Here is a 15,987-nt window from a genome sequence, read left to right as displayed (position 1 = left end):
GCCACGGACCCGTGAGACCCGGGTCCTGGCCGAGGGCTCGCGTGGGTAGGGGTTCTGGCCTTGGATTGGGATAAGATCCGGATCTTCCTGAACGTCGCGGAGGCGGGAAGCTTCACGAAGGCCGGCGACGACATCGGGCTCAGTCAGTCGGCGGTCAGCCGCCAGATCAGCGCCCTCGAACGCGAGCTCAAGGCGCCGCTGTTCCACCGGCATGCCCGGGGTCTGCTCCTCACCGAGCAGGGCGACCTGCTGTTCCGGGCGGCCCGGGACATGAAGCTGCGGCTGGAGAACACCCGCGCACGGCTGGTGGAGACCTCCGAGCGGCCCACCGGCGATCTGAAGGTGACCACGACCGTGGGTCTCGGCACCTCCTGGTTGTCGCAGCGCGTGGGTGAGTTTCTCGACCTCTATCCCGATGTCCGCATCGAGCTGATCCTCACCAACGAGGAACTCGATCTCGCCATGCGCGAGGCCGACGTGGCGATCCGCATGCGCCGGCCCGCCCAGCCGGACCTGATCCAGCGCAGGCTGTTCACCGTGCATTACCACGCCTTCGCCAGCCAGGATTACGTCAAGCGCTTCGGAGAGCCCAAGTCCATCGATGACCTCGACGACCACCGCCTGGTGTCGTTCGGCGGCAACGAGCCCTCGTACCTGCTCGCCGCCCACTGGCTGGCCGATGCCGGCCGCGACGGGCGCGAGCGCCGCCATGTCCACCTGACGGTGAACAATATCGGAGCCCTGCAGCGCGCCATGGAGGCGGGCGCCGGGATCGGGATCCTGCCGGATTACGCGGTGGACGGCGACCAGCAGCTCGTTCAGGTCCTGCGCGAGACCGAGATGCCGAGCCTCGAGAGCTACCTCGTCTACGCCGAGGAGATGCGCTCGGTCGCCCGCGTCCAGGCCTTCCGGGACTTCCTGGTCTCGAAGGCGCAGCGCTGGACCTACTGAGTGGCCAACACGGGCGCGGGCGGGGAATGACCCCGCCCCGCCGCCGCGCCCGTCACACGAACAGCCGTTCGCCCTCCAGGCCCTTGTAGAGCCCCGCGACCTGCTCGCCGTAACCGTTGTAGATCAGGGTCGGCACGCGCTGGTCGGTCCCCAGGACCCGCTCCGTCGCCTGGCTCCAGCGCGGATGCGGGACGGCCGGGTTCACGTTGGCCCAGAAGCCGTACTCCGACGCCTGCAGCCCCTCCCAGAAGGTCTTCGGGCGGTCGGCGGTGAACGAGACCTTCACGATCGATTTCGCCGACTTGAAGCCGTATTTCCACGGGACCGCGATGCGGATCGGCGCCCCGAACTGGTTGGGCAACGGCTTGCCGTAGACGCCCGTGACCACGAAGGCGAGGTCGGTGCCGGCCTCGGCGAGGGTCAGCCCCTCCGTGTAGGGCCAGGGATAGAAGAAGGTCCGCTGCCCGGGGGCCATCGCCTTGTCCATGAAGGTCTCGAAGCGGATGTACTTCGCGCCGGAGGCCGGCTTGGCCAGCGCCACGAGCTTCGCCAGGGGAAAGCCGGTCCAGGGCACCGCCATGGACCACGCCTCGACGCAGCGGTGGCGATAGAGCCGCTCCTCCAGGCCGACTTTCCGGATCAGGTCGTCGACGCCGATCTCGAACGGCTTCTCCACGAGTCCGTCGATCTTCAAGGTCCACGGTTGCGTCTTGAGCGCGTTGGCGGCCGGCAGCACCGACTTGGACGTGCCGAACTCGTAGAAGTTGTTGTAGTCGGCGCTGAAGCGCTCAGGCGTCACCGCCCGGTCGAGGGTGTAGGCGGGGTTCTGCGCCGCCGGATAGAGCGCCGGATCGCCGGCCGCCAGGGCGATGCGCCCGCCGAAAAGGGAGCCCGCCGCCAGCCCGGCCGCACCGCCGAGCAGCGCGCGACGGTTCAGGAACAGGGCTTCCGGCGTGGCGAGATGCTCCGCGATCTCCCATCCGCGCCTGCGCTTGATCAACATCGCCGCCTCCTCGGACCACCCGCGCCGCAATCCCACACTTCGGCCGCAGCCGACATGGGGACAAGCGCCGCAGCCTTCCCTTTCGGCGGATCCGGCCCGGCGGTTACGTCGAGACCGGGGGCGCCCTAGGCCTCCGGCGCGTCGTCGCGCAGCATCCGCCTCAGCACCTTGCCGACATTGGTCTTCGGCAGCGTGTCGTGCAGGACGACCCGGCGGGGCACCTTGTAGCCGGTGAGCTGCGCCCGCGCGTGCGCCCGCAGGACCTCGGGCGTGACCGCCGGATCCTTCAGGACCACGTGGGCCACGACCATCTCGCCGGTCTCCTCGCTCGGCGCGCCGACGACGGCGCATTCGAGCACGGCGGGATGAGCCGCCAGGACGTCCTCGACCTCGTTGGGATACACGTTGAAGCCCGAGACCAGGATCATGTCCTTCATCCGGTCGACGATCCGGAACTGACCGTCCGGCAGCATCACGGCGACGTCGCCGGTGCGGAAGAAGCCGTCCGCCGTCATGGCGCGCGCCGTCTCGTCGGGCCGGTTCCAGTAGCCGCGCATCACCTGCGGGCCGCGCACGCAGATCTCGCCCGCCTCCCCCATCGGCACCGGCGCGCCGGTGAGGTCGCGGATCGAGACCTCGGTCGACGGGAGCGGGAACCCGATGGTGCCGGAGAAGTCCCGCATGCCCCGCGGGTTGACGCACACCACCGGCGAGGTCTCCGACAGGCCGTAGCCCTCGATGATCGTGCTGCCGGTGAGTGCCTTCCACCGCTCCGCCACCGCGCGCTGGACGGCGGTGCCGCCCCCGACGACGAAATCGAGGTTCGAGAAATCCACCGTGCCGATCTTGGGGTGGTTGAGCAGCACGTTGAACAGCGTGTTGACGCCCATCAGACAGGTGAAGCGCGTGCGGCTCAGCGTCTTCACCATGCCGTCGCAGTCGCGCGGGTTCGGAATGAGCAGGCAGGATCCGCCGCTGCGCATGAACTGGAAGAAGCAGGCGGTCAGCGCGAAGATGTGGTAGAGCGGGAGCGCCGTCACCGCGCAGCGGAGCACGCTCGGATCCTTCGAGTCGAACCACAGCTGCGACTGCTCGACATTCGCCATGATGTTGCGGTGGGTCAGCATCGCCGCCTTGGCGATGCCGGTGGTCCCGCCGGTGTATTGCAGGAAGGCGATGTCCTCCGGCTCCACGCGCGCCGGCATCGGCTTCATGTGGCGGCCGAGGCGCAGGGCCGTGGCGAACGGAACCGCCAGACCGTCCGGGAGTCGGAACGCCGGAACGGCCTTGCGCACGTGCCGGCTGGCGAGGTTGATCACGCGGCCCTTCAGGCCGAGCCCGTCGCCGGGGCTGACGACCACGACGCGGTCGAGGGCGATGCCGGGCAGCGCCGCGGCGACCGTCGCGCCGAAATTCTCAAGGACGATCAGGATCTTCGCACCGGAATCGGTGATCTGCTGCGTCAGCTCCCGGGGCGTGTAGAGCGGGTTGGTGTTGACCACCGTCCCGCCGGCGAGCAGCACGCCGAAGATCGCCACCGCGTAGGCGGGCACGTTCGGCAGCATGATCGCGACGCGGCCGCCCTTGGCGAGGCCCTGGCCGGTCAGCCAGGCCGCGAGGTCGCGGGCCTGCTGGCCGAGGGTCGCGTAGGTCATCGTGGAGCCGAAGCACAGCATCGCCGGCCGGTCCGCGAAGGCGGCCATGCTGGCCGCGAACAGATCGTTGAGGGTCCCGAGGGCCGCGACGTCGATCTCCGCCGGCACCCCGGGCGGGTACGAGGCCAGCCAGGGCCGGGCCGCAGCGCTCCCGGCCGATGAACCGGTGGCGCCTCGCGCCGTGGTCGCCTGAGCGCCGTACGCCATCACGTTCGCCTGATGCATCGCGATGCCTCCCTCGGGCCCGATTCTCGTCCGCCGGGTCCCTCAACGCAGTACGCGCCGACTCTGCGGGAACGGACGCCGGGCCGCAAGACAGGGGCATCAGGCCCCCCGAGGATGCCGCCGGGTTGTCGCCAGCAGGGCGTGGGGGAGCGCGGCGGCGACCAGCAGGAGGGCAGCGAGGCCGGCCTCGTCGGGGTGGAGCGACCGGCGCGGCCAGGGTCCCAGTCCGAACGGCTCGGCGAGGCCGATCAGGCCGGCGCCGAACCATAGGGCCAGGAACGCCAGGGCTCCGAAGCCGATTCGGCCGAGGCGCGGCCGGAGCGGCCGATTCGCGGCGATCGCCGACAGGCCGAGGATTGTCCCGAACACGAATGCAGCGACCCCGGCGCCGAGCCCGTAGGCGAGCCAGAGCGGCTGATGCGTCAGGAACGCCATGCCGCCCGTGGCGAAGCCGGCGCGCAGGATGAGCCCACCGAAGGTCGGGTACAATCCTGCGCCTGCGAGCGCGGCCGCGCCGGCCAATCCGAACAGCAGCCGGCGCGGGACCGAAGCCGGCCCGGGACCGGCCGCCACGCCGGCGAGATGGGCGACGCCGTAGACGAGCGCGAAGGCGAAAAGCGGGTAGCGCTGGACGAAGTATCCGAAGATCCACGGTTCGACGGCTTCCGGCACCGCCGAGCGCTGGCTGAAGCCTGTGGCGGCGACCAGGATAAGCGCGGCCAGCATGGCCAGGATCGGGGCCGCCGCGCCGAGGCCGGTCCACCGGCGCTCGGACGGCGGGGCGTCGATGCGGCCGAAGCGACCCTCGGCGTTCGTCTGTTCAGAAGGCATGCCGCGGTTCACGTCGACTGGCGGAGCGTCGCGCGCGGGACGGCCTCGCCCCGGCACGCGCTCGGATCTCGAACCCGGTCTCCGATCGAAGGCGGGCCGGACCGCGCCACCGTTCCGTGGTCCCGGGCACAGCCCCGCTCCCCGATCGGCCCCTGCGCGATCCTACCGGGCCTCGTAATGGTCGCGGATCAGCCGGTCGAGCAGGCGCACCCCCCAGCCGGCACCCCAGCTGCGGTTGATCTCGCTGGCGTTCGACGACATCGCCACGCCGGCGATGTCGAGATGCGCCCACGGCACCTCCTCGACGTAGCGCTTGATGAACGAGGCCGCGGTGGCGGCGCCCCCGTGACGGCCGCCGGTGTTCTTCATGTCGGCGAACTTCGAGTCGATCGCCTTGTCGTAGGCGGGGATCAGCGGCATCCGCCAGACCTTCTCCCCCGTGGCCTCGCCGGCGGCGTGGATGTTGCCCGCGAGCGCGTCGTCGTTCGAGAACATCCCGGCGATGTCCTGGCCGAGCGCCACGATGATGGCGCCCGTCAGCGTGGCGAGGTCGACGATCGCCTTCGGCTTGGCGCTGCGGATCACGTGGGTGATCACGTCGGCCAGCACGAGCCGGCCCTCGGCGTCGGTGTTGATCACCTCGATGGTCTGGCCCGACATCGACGTCAGGATGTCGGAGGGGCGATAGGAGCCGCCGTCCGGCATGTTCTCCACGATGCCGATGGCGCCGACCACGTTGCAGCGGGCCTTGCGGGCGGCGAGGGCGTGCAGGGCGCCGACTACCGCGGCCGCTCCGCCCATGTCGCCCTTCATGTCCTCCATGCCGCCGCCGGGCTTGATCGAGACGCCGCCGGAATCGAAGATCACGCCCTTGCCGATGAGCGCCACGGGCGCCTCGCCGGCGGGGCCGCCGTTCCAGCGCATGATCACGATGCGCGGTTCGCGCACCGAGCCCTGCGCCACGGCGAGCAGCGCGCCCATGCCGAGTTCGCGCATCCGCGCGGGCTCCAGAACCTCGATCTCGACGCCGAGCTTGGCGAGGTCGGCGGCGCGCCGGGCGAATTCCTCCGGGTAGAGGACGTTCGGCGGCTCGTTCACGAGGTCGCGCGCCAGGATCACGCTGTCCGAGAGGCTGCGCGCGGTGTCCCCCTCGCGCGACGCGGCGTCGTGATCGGCCAGCAGCAGGGTCAGCGCGGTCCCGGCCTTCTCCTCGGCATCGGGCTTCTTCTTCGTCTTGTAGCGGTCGAACGTGTAGGTGCGCAGGCGCGCCCCGAGGGCGAATTCGCCGGCCTGCGCCGCCGTGACCGTCGCGCCCGGCCAGTCGAGCACGATCCGGGCCGTCCGGCCGGAGACCTTGCTGGCGGTGAAGCCGCCGAGAACCGGCCAATCCGTCTTGGCGCGGTCCTTGTCGGAGCCGAGCCCCACCACCACGAGGCGGTCCGCCTCGACGCCGCCCGGCGCCGGCAGGCTCAGGGCGGTGAGCGAGCGGCCCTTGAACTTCTCGGAGGCCGCCGCGCGGGCGACCAGATCCGCCCCGGAGGCGCCCAGCGCATCGCGCGCGGCCGAACCCAGGGTGAGGTCGTCGCCGACGAAGACCACGAGATCGCCGGATCCGCCGGGGCACTGCCCGCTCTGCCCGAGGGGCCCGAAACCGATCTCGATACCGTCCGCCATACCCGTCGCCCTGCCCGTTGTCCCGGAGCCGTGCACCGCGCCCGCGCGTCGTCGTGCTGGCCCTCCGCCCTGTGTAGCCGCTGAGGCGGAGAACGCAACGCGGCGCGACAGCCCTGGAATCGCCCCTTTTGTCGGGTCCCTGGGCCCCGAGGGCGCGTAAAGCCAGGGTCACGAACGCGGGTCAACGCATCGCAACGTCTCCGGGCCGGGATCTGGCGTGCCGCGACCGCGCCGTCCTTCCGGGGCTCCGGAATCCAGGACCTGCCGCGCCGACCGGACTGACGGGATCGTCAGGCCGGAGCGTGACGCGGTCGCGTTGTTGCGGATTACGACCCTGCGTGAGTGAACGAGCGGGACTGCCGGGCCGATGAGGCAGATCGAGCGCTACATCTTCCGGATCGCCCTGGGGGCCACGCTCGCGTGCCTGATCGGGCTCACCGGCACGATCTGGCTGACGCAGGCCCTGCGCGAGCTCGACCTCGTGACGGCCAAGGGGCAGACGCTGCTGGTCTTCCTGTTCGTCACCGGCCTGTCGCTGCCGACGCTGCTGGTGGTGATCGCGCCCGTGGCCCTGTTCATCGGCACCCTCTACGCCCTCAACAAGCTGAACGGCGATTCCGAGCTGATCGTCATGTCGGCGGCCGGGATGCCGCCGCGCGCGCTGCTGCGCCCGTTCCTGACGCTGGCGCTGATCGTGAGCTTCCTGGTCGGGTTCCTCGTGGTGGTGGTGATGCCCGCGAGCTTCCAGGAGCTGCGCGACGTGATTACCCGGGTGCGGGGCGACTTCATCGCGAACGTCGTCAAGGAGGGCCAATTCACCCAGCTCGACAACGGCATCACCTTCCATTTCCGCGAGCGCGGGCCGGGCGGGACCCTCAAGGGGCTGTTCATCCAGGACCGCCGGGAGGCCGGCAAGACCAAGGTCTACCTCGCCGAGCGCGGCAACGCGGTCGATGTCGACGGCCAGAGCTACCTGATCCTGGAGAACGGCAGCGTCCACCAGCAGCAGAAGGATTCGCGCGATTCCTCGATCCTGACCTTCGAGCGCTACACGATCGACCTCGCCGCCTTCGCGCCCCCGGACGCCGACACGATCTACAAGCCGCGGGAGCGCTCCACGGCGCAGCTGCTGTTCCCGGACCTCACCGAGGGCTACTACAAGCTCCAGAAGGGCCGCTTCCGGGCGGAGCTGCACGACCGCCTCTCCGCCTGCCTCTACCCGCTGGCGCTGGTGTTCATCGCCTTCGCGGCCCTGGGCGACGCCCGCACCACCCGGCAGGGAAGAGGCCTCGCGGTCGCCGGGGCGATCCTGGCGGTGGTGGCGCTGCGCATCGGGGGCTTCGCGGCGGTCAGCGCCGCCGCCCGCAGCCCCGGAGCGGTGGCGGCGGTCTACGGGGTGCCGCTGCTCGCCATCGCGCTGTCCAGCCTGCTGATCTTCCTCGGGCCGCAGGTTCGGACGTTCAACGCCGCCCTCGCCCGCGTGCTGCGCGGCCTGGTCCGCGGCCCGCGCCTCGCGCCGGCGGCCTGACCCGATGATCCTGATCGGTCCGACCCTCGGGCGCTACTTCGCCGCCCGCTTCGCCCGCACGGTGCTCGGCGTCTTCGTCACCGTCTTCGCGCTGGTCTACACCCTCGACTTCGTGGAGCTGCTGCGTCGTGCCGGCGAGGCCGAGGGCGCCTCCACGGGGCTCATGGCGCAGCTCTCCCTCTACCGCACCCCCGCGGTGGCCGAGGGCGTGCTGCCCTTCGCGGTCCTGTTCGGCTCCATGGCGGCGCTGCTGCAGCTGTCGCGCAAGCTGGAGCTGGTGGTCGCCCGCGCGGCCGGGATCTCGGCGTGGCAGTTCCTGCAGCCCGGCTTCTTCGTGGCGCTGGCCCTCGGCGCCGTGACGGTGGGCGTCTACAACCCGGTCTCGGCGCTGCTGAAGCAGCGCTCGACCGAGATCGAGGCCCGGATCTTCGCCAAGGCCACCAAGGCCGGCTCGGGCAAGGACCTGTGGATCCGGCAGCGGGGCCTCGACGGCGAGGCGATCCTGCGCGCGGAGACGGCCATCGAGGGCACCACCACCCTGGCGGGCGTCGCGGTCTTCACCTTCGACGCCGCCGGCCGGTTCGATGAGCAGATCGTTGCCGCCCACGCCACGCTCCACGACGGCTACTGGGAGCTGACCGATGTCCGCGTTCTCAAGCCGGACGCGCCGCCTGAGTCGTTCGACACCTACCTGATCGCCTCGAACCTCGACCCGGGTCAGGTGCGGCAGCGCTTCACGCCCCCGGAATCTGTGCCTTTCTGGCAACTTCCCACAACCATCGCACGGACCGAGCGCGCCGGTTTGGACGCGACCCGATACCGTCTTCAGTACGATGTGCTGTGGGCGAGACCGGTCCTGTTCGTCGCCATGGTCCTCGTCGCCGCAACCGTTTCCTTACGGTTCTTCCGCTTTGGTGGTGTCGGCAAGCTCGTCCTCGGCGGCGTCGCGGCCGGCTTCGCCCTCTACGTGATCCGGCAGGTCATGGAGGGGCTCGGCGCGTCCGGACTCGTCGCCGCACCGGTGGCGGCCTGGTTCCCGGCCGTGGTAGGCAGTCTTCTCGGTACGCTCACGCTTCTGTACCAGGAAGACGGCTGACCGCCGCGATCCTTCGCGGGCAGGGAGACGGGTGTTTGAAGTTCGTGGCGGCAAACGTCACAGGGGTTGGGACGCGCGTTGCGTAAGGTCACCGACATCCTGAGGAAGGCGCGCCTCCTGGCGGCGCTCGCGCTGGCCGCGCCGCTCGCGGCGGGCGTGCCGGCGCACGCCCAGACTCTGCCCGCCGCCAAGGCCGGGAAGCCCGGCGAGAAGCTCCTCGTCGAGGCCGACGAGCTGATCTACGACAACGACCACAGCACCGTGACGGCCCGGGGCAACGCCGAGCTGCATTACGGCCCGCGGACCCTCCAGGCCGACAGGGTGCGCTACGACCGCAACTCCGGCCGCGTCTTCGCCGAGGGCAACGTCCGCCTCACCGAGGCCGACGGCGGGGTGGTGACGGGCGAGCGCATGGAGCTCACCGACGACTTCAAGACCGGCTTCGTCGACGCGTTCCGCGGCCAGCAGACGGTCCAGCGCAAGTTCGAGACCGTGCGGACGCGGTTCTCGGCGCCCCGGGCCGAGCGGCTGAACGGCGAGCAGACCAGCTTCGAGTCCGGCAGCTACACCGCCTGCGAGCCCTGCAAGGACAATCCCGAGACGCCGCCGCTGTGGCAGCTCCGGGCGAACAAGATCGTCCACGACAGCGAGACCCACACGGTCTATTTCGACGACTCGACCCTGGAGATCGCCGGGATCCCGGTGGCCTACCTGCCCTATTTCGAGGCGCCCGATCCGACGGTGAAGCGCAAGACCGGCTTCCTGACGCCGCGCTTCATCACGACGACCGCCCTGGGCCAGGGCGTGTCGCTGCCGTACTTCATCGACCTCGCGCCGAACTACGACCTGACCCTGACCCCGACGCTGCTCAGCCGCCAGGGCCTCCTGGCGCAGGGCGAGTTCCGCCAGCGGATCGACAACGGCTTCTACAACCTGCGCCTGTCCGGCATCTCGCAGACGACACCCTCGGCGTTCCTGCCGAGCCCGCTCGGCGCCGGCGAGCGCGATTTCCGCGGCTCGATCGAGTCGCAGGGGCGGTTCTACATCAACCCGCGCTGGCGGACCGGATGGGACCTGGTCGGCGTCACCGACAAGTGGTTCCTCGACAATTACCGGATCCGCAACCAGAGCATCACCACGGATTACTTCCGCGAGGCGACGTCCACCGCCTACCTGATCGGCCAGGGCGACCGCTCCTGGTTCGAGGCGCGGGGCTACTACTTCAAGGGGCTGTCGAGCTTCGACTGGCAGAAGCAGCAGCCGATCGTCGCGCCGGTGATCGACTACGACAAGCGCGTGAACGGCCCCGCGGAGATCGGCGGCGAGGTCCGGTTCCAGGCGAACATCACCAGCCTGACCCGCGAGACGACCCAGTTCCAGGGCCTGCCGCGCACCGCGAGCTACCTGTTCTCGCCGAGCGTGAACGGCGTCAGTTTCCCGCTCTACCAGACCTGCACGGTGTTCCAGCGCGGCACCTGCGCGATCCAGGGTCTCGCCGGCACCAACACGCGCGCCTCGGCCGAGCTGTCCTGGCGGCGCAGCTTCATCGACGATTGGGGCCAGAAGTTCACGCCGTTCGCCTATCTGCGGACCGACGCGTTCTTCACCAATCCGAGCTTCTCGGGCTACCAGAACGACCTCGCCCCCCAGGTCGCGAAGATCGACGACGGCTTCGCCGGCCGCGTCATGCCGGCGATCGGCCTCGACTACCGCTACCCGTTCGTCGCCAATTTCGGTGCGCTGGGCGTCCACACCCTGGAGCCGATCGGCCAGATCATCGCGCGTCCGTCCGAGACCCGGATCGGCCGGCTGCCGAACGAGGATGCGCAGAGCCTCGTCTTCGACGACACGTCGCTGTTCGAGTGGGACAAGTTCTCGGGCTACGACCGCGTCGAGGGCGGCGTGCGCACCAACCTCGGCGGCCAGTACTCGGTCGTGACGCCCTCCGGCTGGTACGCCAACGTGCTGTTCGGCGAGTCCATCCAGCTCGCCGGCGTGAACTCGTTCCGCCGCGGTGACATCGCCGATGTCGGCCTCGATTCCGGCCTGGAGACCCAGCGGTCGGACTTCGTCGGCCGGTTCCAGGTTTCTCCGAACCAGAACATCACGTTCATCACCCGGGCCCGGTTCAATCAGGCCGACTTCCACGTGGCGCGGTTCGAGACCGGCGCCACGGCCCGGTTCGCGCCCTTCGCGCCCCTGACCCTGTCGGCGTTCTACTCGTACTACGAGGCGCAGCCGCTGCTGGGCTACAGCCACTACCGCGAGGGCGTCACCGCGTCGGCGACCTACAACATCACGCCCAACTGGTTCCTCTCCGGCTCGCTGCTGGTCGACCTCACGCACTATCTCGACGTGCGCAACACCTACCAGGACGCCCTGACCTCCTATCTGGCCAACCCGATCGGGACCGTGCCGGTCTATCAGAACCCGGGCCGGTTCTACCTGTCCGGGGCGAGCTTCGGCGGCGGCTATCAGGATGAGTGCACCACCGTCTCGCTGAACTACATCAACTCCCCGATCGCCACCGCCACCGGCGTGCGCGAGCGCAATCAGACGGTGCTCCTGCGGGTCGAGCTGAAGACGCTCGGCGAAGCGGACCTGCGCCAGAACGTCGGCACGGCCACCACGGCGGACGGCATCGCGTCGGTGCGGTGAGCGGCCGCCGGAGGCGAGATCGCCGCGGATGCGCCGACGCCGCGGCGGCGCTATAGACCCCCCATGCCGCCCCTAGCCCTCACCCTTGGAGACCCTGCCGGGATCGGCCCGGAGCTCGCGCTCAGTGCCTGGCTCGGGCGCGGCGGCCCGGAGCCGCTGCCGCCCTTCTTCCTCGTGGGCGATCCGGCCTTCATCGAGCGCCTGGCCAACCGTCTGGACCGCCCCGTCCCGGTGGCCGAGGTCGATCCCGAAACCGCCGCCGAGGTCTTCCCCCGCGCCCTGCCAGTGGTGCCCCTGCCGAGCGGCGTCACTGTCGCCGCCGTGCCCGGGGTACCGGACATCGCGAACGCCGGCGCGATCATCGAGTCGATCACCGCGGCCGTCGGCTTCGTGAAGGCCGGACGTGCCGGAGCCGTGGTCACCAACCCGATCGCCAAGGTCGTGCTGACGCAGGCCGGGTTCGCCCATCCGGGCCACACCGAGTTCCTGGCCGCCCTCTCGGTCCCGCCCGGCCTGACTCCGCCCCGGCCGGTGATGATGATCTGGAGCGAGACGCTCGCGGTGGTGCCCATCACGATCCACGTGCCGCTGAGGGCGGTCCCCGATCTCCTGACCCAGGACCTGGTGGAGGAGACCGCCGCCATCGTGGCCCGAGATCTGAAGGACCGGTTCGGCCTGCCGGAGCCGCGCCTCGTCCTCGCCGGCCTGAACCCGCATGCGGGCGAGTCCGGGACGATCGGCCACGAGGACCGGGACGTGCTCGCCCCGGCCGTCGCCCGCCTGCGCGCGGCCGGGATCGACATCCGCGGCCCGCTGCCGGCCGACACGCTGTTTCACGCCCGGGCCCGGGAGACCTACGACGTCGCCCTCGCGCCGACGCATGATCAGGCGCTGATCCCGATCAAGACCATCGCGTTCGACGACGGCGTCAACGTCACCCTCGGCCTTCCGTTCGTGCGCACGTCGCCGGACCACGGCACCGCGTTCGACATCGCCGGGCGGGGCATCGCACGGCCGGAGAGCCTGATCGCGGCTTTGCGGCTCGCCGACCGCCTCGCCGCCACGGAGGCGCTCCGGAACGCGGCCGCGCCCGCGGGCGCCGACGTCATCCCGTTCAGCGTCTATGCCGGGCGGCCGCGGCCGCCCGGCGCCCGGCATTTCGACCCCGAGGACGAGCTGTGAGGACCGTATGGTGAGCGCCGGCGACGGGCTCCCCCCCCTGCGCGAGGTCGTCGCCCGGCACGGGCTGGAGCCCAGGAAGGCCCTCGGCCAGAACTTCCTGTACGACCTCAACCTCACCGGCCGGATCGCCCGCGCGGCCGGGCCCCTCGAAGGCGTCACCGTCGTGGAGGTCGGTCCCGGCCCGGGCGGCCTGACCCGCGCGCTGCTCGCCGAAGGCGCGGCCCGCGTGGTGGCGATCGAGCGCGACCCGCGGGCCCTGCCGGCCCTGGCGGAGATCGCCGCGCATTACCCCGGCCGCCTCACGGTCATCGACGCCGACGCGCTGGCCTTCGATCCGCGGCCGCTGATCGGCCCGGGACCGGCGCGGATCGTCGCCAACCTCCCCTACAACGTCGGGACGGCGCTGCTCACCGGCTGGCTCGACGGCGACGCCTGGCCGCCCTGGTGGGATCAGGCCGTGCTGATGTTCCAGCGCGAGGTCGCCGAGCGCATCGTCGCCGGCCCCGACACCCGGGCCGATTACGGCCGCCTCGGCGTGCTCTGCGGCTGGCGGACCCAGGCCGACATCCTGTTCGACGTGAGCCCCTCCGCCTTCGTGCCGGCGCCCAAGGTCACGTCGAGCGTGGTGCGGCTGCTGCCGCGGGCGCAGCCCCTGCCGTGCCGCGCCGGCGCCCTGGAGGCGGTGACCCGCGCGGCCTTCGGCCAGCGCCGCAAGATGCTGCGCCAGAGCCTCAAGGCGCTGACGGCGGACGTCGGCGCCCTGCTGGCCGCCGCCGGCCTCGCCGAGACGGCCCGGGCCGAGGAGATCCCCGTGTCCGGCTTCGTCGCCCTCGCCAACCACTGGGACAGGACCGGCCGGGCGCGGTGACGCCGCCGCCGTCGTCGCGAGGCGCACAAAAAAGCCGGCGCCGTGAGGACGGCGCCGGCGTGAGGTCAGCGATCCCGGACTCGCGGCCGGGACGCGGTCGCGATCAGCGGGTCTGCTGGATCGCCGAGAGCACCCAGCCGCGGCCGGGCTGGCGCAGGAAGGTCCACAGCTCCGTCGCCTCGGAGGAGTCGGTCTGCACGACGCGGCCGCTCGCCCGCTCGATCATCACGTCCTTGAGGGCGTAACGCATCGCCACGGTGGCGTAGTCGGTGCGGTCCTCGCCCCAGGATTCGGCCAGGTCACCCTGCAGCAGCTTCACGTCCGAGATCTTGTTGACCACGCCGCGGGCCGCGTTGTTGCGGAGTTCCTCGTCGAAGTAGCTCACCATCTCGGGGGTCGTCAGGTTGCCCAGCGTCACGCGATCCTCGCGGGAATAGGCGTCCTGGATGTCGCCGAGCAGGCGCTCGAAGGCCTGGTAGTCGGCCGGGCCGATCTGCACCGGGCGCGTCTGCGGCGGTCGGCCGGCGCCCATCCCGCCTCCGGCCCCGCCCATCGGGCCGCCCGGACCCTGGCGGCCGTCGAGGGACGAGCGGGCGTAGGGGGCGCCTGCCCCGGCCGGCTCGTTCCGGCGGCGGAAGAAGCGCAGGGCCAACATCACCACGACCACCACGAGGCCGACCTGGAACAGCAGGCCGATCATCGACGCGAGACCGCCGAGGCCGCCGAAGAAGCCGCCGCCGAGGAGCGCCCCGATCAGGCCGGCACCGAGGAGCCCAGCGAAGAAGCCGCCGCCGAACCGGCGGCCGGTCGCCGCCGGAGCCTGCATGCCGGGGCTGCCCATGCCGGGGGACGGCGCAGTCTGCGAGCGCTGCATGCTCATGCCGCCGCCCGGCGCGGTCGGTGTCGCCGACGGCGCCGTGTAGGTGCGCGAGCCGCGCGATCCGAAGGATCCGCCGCCGCCCGGACGGGCTTCGGCGACGGGAGCCGCGACGGCCAGCGCGGCGGCCAGCGTCAGGACGGCTGCCACACGCCGGCGGCGCGAAATCTGGGTGAGCATCGACACGCCTCTGAGGACGAGAACTGGATGGCGCTGAGCGCCAGTGACAATATGGGAACGGCTGAGCCTGCGTTTTAGTCCTGCCCGACGACAGCACGATGGCGGCGCCCGGGCCGCTCGACCCGGCGAGGCCGTCAGTGGAGCGCCCGATCCGGCGCCGCGGGGAACGACAACCGGACCTGGGTGCCCTCCCCGACGCGGCTGTCGAGGGTGATGGTCCCGTTCTGGCGCTTCATCAGGCCGTGGACGATCGCGAGGCCGGCGCCGCGCCCGGCCTCGCGGCTGGTCTGGAACGGCGCCAGGGCGCGGGCGAGCATCTCGGGCGACATGCCCTGGCCGGTATCGGCCACCGCGATCCCCACGGTGCCCGCCTCCGGATGCTGCATCATCCGGTCGCCCGGCTCGATCCGGAAGGTCGAGAGCGTCAGGGTGCCCCCCGCCGGCATGGCCTCGCAGGCATTGGCGACCAAGTGCCGCAGGGCGAATTCGATCTGCGTCGGATTGCTGATCGCCGGCGGCAGGCCCGGCGTCGTCGCGACGGCGAGGCGGATCCCGGGCGGCAGATCGGGGGCGAGGCGGTCGGCGAGATCCGCCACGATGGCGTCGAGATCGACCGCGCGCACGTCGGGGGCGATGCGCCGGGAATAGGCGAGGAGCTGGCGCGTGAGGATCGCGGCCCGTTCGGTGGCGTCGGCCGAGCGGGAGATCGCCCGCTGGATGAACGGTTCCTGGCGGTCGCCGAGCCGGCGCTTGAGGCCGTCGATGTAGCCGATCAGGATCTGAAGGAAGTTGTTGAACTCGTGCGCGACGCTGTTGGTCAGGAGGCCCAGCGCCTCGCGCTGGCGGGAGAGCGCGAGGCCGCCCTCGGCCTCGTGCCGGGCCGTGACGTCCAGGATCTGGCCGACGCGCAGCGGCGTCGCCGGCAGCGGCCCCGTGGTCAGGCAGGCCCAGAAGCCCGTGCCGTCCGCGCGCGCGGCCAGGAACTCCTGGTCGTCGTCGCGGCCCGGATCCGGCGCCGTCACGCGGGACGCCAGGATCAGCCCGAGGCCGTGCTCCGCCAGCCGCGCCGCCGGATGACCGGTCAGGCGTTCGAGGGCGGGATTGGCGTGGAGGAGGCGCCCCTCCGCGTCGAACACGACGCTCGGCGTCGGCAGCGCGTCGAGCAACGTGCGGGCGGCGTCCGCGAGCGGCACGCCGTCGTCCGAACCGTGACCCGTCCCGGGCTGCGCCATGCTGCGTTCGCGCTCAGCGGATGCGGG

Annotated in this window: 12 protein-coding genes; 6 read left to right on the top strand and 6 right to left on the bottom strand. The window is 71.2% G+C overall.

Going from position 1 to position 15,987, the window contains the following annotated elements; genetic code table 11:
* Positions 1-60: 60 nt before the first annotated feature.
* Positions 61-951, top strand: a complete 891-nt coding sequence (locus tag MKL01_RS19990) for a LysR family transcriptional regulator (protein WP_243906943.1) — start codon at positions 61-63, stop codon at positions 949-951.
* Between the two features lie 52 nt (positions 952-1,003).
* On the opposite strand, the gene msrP is transcribed toward MKL01_RS19990, so the two are convergent.
* From msrP to MKL01_RS19970, 4 genes are all read right to left on the bottom strand, one after another.
* Entirely contained in the window at positions 1,004-1,954 is a 951-nt protein-coding gene (gene msrP / locus MKL01_RS19985; protein WP_243906942.1) for a protein-methionine-sulfoxide reductase catalytic subunit MsrP, read from the bottom strand.
* A 125-nt stretch (positions 1,955-2,079) separates the two neighbouring features.
* A complete protein-coding gene (locus MKL01_RS19980; RefSeq protein ID WP_243906941.1) occupies positions 2,080-3,834 on the bottom strand; it encodes an AMP-binding protein in 1,755 nt (584 codons plus the stop codon).
* A 99-nt stretch (positions 3,835-3,933) separates the two neighbouring features.
* Positions 3,934-4,665 (bottom strand): hypothetical protein, encoded by a 732-nt coding sequence (locus MKL01_RS19975; protein ID WP_243906940.1) that lies wholly within the window; start codon positions 4,663-4,665, stop codon positions 3,934-3,936.
* A 162-nt stretch (positions 4,666-4,827) separates the two neighbouring features.
* Entirely contained in the window at positions 4,828-6,339 is a 1,512-nt protein-coding gene (locus MKL01_RS19970) for a leucyl aminopeptidase (RefSeq protein ID WP_243906939.1), read from the bottom strand.
* 367 nt (positions 6,340-6,706) lie between these two features.
* On the opposite strand from MKL01_RS19970, the gene lptF reads away from it, so the two are divergent.
* The 5 genes from lptF (at position 6,707) to rsmA (ending at position 13,671) form a co-directional block, all read left to right on the top strand.
* Positions 6,707-7,867, top strand: coding sequence for an LPS export ABC transporter permease LptF (gene lptF, locus MKL01_RS19965; protein WP_243906938.1), 1,161 nt, complete (start codon positions 6,707-6,709; stop codon positions 7,865-7,867).
* Between the two features lie 7 nt (positions 7,868-7,874).
* On the top strand, positions 7,875-8,963 hold the full coding sequence (gene lptG / locus MKL01_RS19960; RefSeq protein ID WP_243907002.1) for an LPS export ABC transporter permease LptG: 1,089 nt from the start codon (positions 7,875-7,877) through the stop codon (positions 8,961-8,963).
* A 78-nt stretch (positions 8,964-9,041) separates the two neighbouring features.
* Positions 9,042-11,621, top strand: coding sequence for an LPS-assembly protein LptD (locus tag MKL01_RS19955; protein ID WP_243906937.1), 2,580 nt, complete (start codon positions 9,042-9,044; stop codon positions 11,619-11,621).
* A gap of 63 nt (positions 11,622-11,684) precedes the next feature.
* Positions 11,685-12,803: a 4-hydroxythreonine-4-phosphate dehydrogenase PdxA gene (gene pdxA, locus MKL01_RS19950; protein ID WP_243906936.1), complete on the top strand. Its 1,119-nt coding sequence runs from the start codon at positions 11,685-11,687 to the stop codon at positions 12,801-12,803.
* Between the two features lie 7 nt (positions 12,804-12,810).
* Positions 12,811-13,671: a 16S rRNA (adenine(1518)-N(6)/adenine(1519)-N(6))-dimethyltransferase RsmA gene (rsmA, locus tag MKL01_RS19945; protein WP_243906935.1), complete on the top strand. Its 861-nt coding sequence runs from the start codon at positions 12,811-12,813 to the stop codon at positions 13,669-13,671.
* Positions 13,672-13,774: 103 nt separating this feature from the next.
* Here rsmA and MKL01_RS19940 read toward each other — a convergent pair whose 3' ends face one another.
* Positions 13,775-14,728: a TIM44-like domain-containing protein gene (locus MKL01_RS19940; protein WP_243906934.1), complete on the bottom strand. Its 954-nt coding sequence runs from the start codon at positions 14,726-14,728 to the stop codon at positions 13,775-13,777.
* 134 nt (positions 14,729-14,862) lie between these two features.
* Entirely contained in the window at positions 14,863-15,960 is a 1,098-nt protein-coding gene (locus MKL01_RS19935; RefSeq protein WP_243906933.1) for a two-component system sensor histidine kinase NtrB, read from the bottom strand.
* Between the last annotated feature and the right edge of the window lie 27 nt (positions 15,961-15,987).

The sequence above is a fragment of the Methylobacterium sp. J-070 genome, assembly GCF_022829385.1.
In the GTDB taxonomy this organism is placed as follows: domain Bacteria; phylum Pseudomonadota; class Alphaproteobacteria; order Rhizobiales; family Beijerinckiaceae; genus Methylobacterium.
This window is presented reverse-complemented; position numbering and strand designations above follow the sequence as displayed.

Excerpts from the sequence above, each read along its gene's own strand:
- msrP (WP_243906942.1), bottom strand. The coding sequence starts at position 1,954 with ATGTTGATCAAGCGCAGGCGCGGATGGGAGATCGCGGAGCATCTCGCC.
- MKL01_RS19940 (WP_243906934.1), bottom strand. The coding sequence starts at position 14,728 with ATGCTCACCCAGATTTCGCGCCGCCGGCGTGTGGCAGCCGTCCTGACG.
- MKL01_RS19975 (WP_243906940.1), bottom strand. The coding sequence starts at position 4,665 with ATGCCTTCTGAACAGACGAACGCCGAGGGTCGCTTCGGCCGCATCGAC.
- MKL01_RS19980 (WP_243906941.1), bottom strand. The coding sequence starts at position 3,834 with ATGCATCAGGCGAACGTGATGGCGTACGGCGCTCAGGCGACCACGGCG.
- lptF (WP_243906938.1), top strand. The coding sequence starts at position 6,707 with ATGAGGCAGATCGAGCGCTACATCTTCCGGATCGCCCTGGGGGCCACG.
- MKL01_RS19935 (WP_243906933.1), bottom strand. The coding sequence starts at position 15,960 with ATGGCGCAGCCCGGGACGGGTCACGGTTCGGACGACGGCGTGCCGCTC.
- rsmA (WP_243906935.1), top strand. The coding sequence starts at position 12,811 with ATGGTGAGCGCCGGCGACGGGCTCCCCCCCCTGCGCGAGGTCGTCGCC.
- pdxA (WP_243906936.1), top strand. The coding sequence starts at position 11,685 with ATGCCGCCCCTAGCCCTCACCCTTGGAGACCCTGCCGGGATCGGCCCG.
- MKL01_RS19970 (WP_243906939.1), bottom strand. The coding sequence starts at position 6,339 with ATGGCGGACGGTATCGAGATCGGTTTCGGGCCCCTCGGGCAGAGCGGG.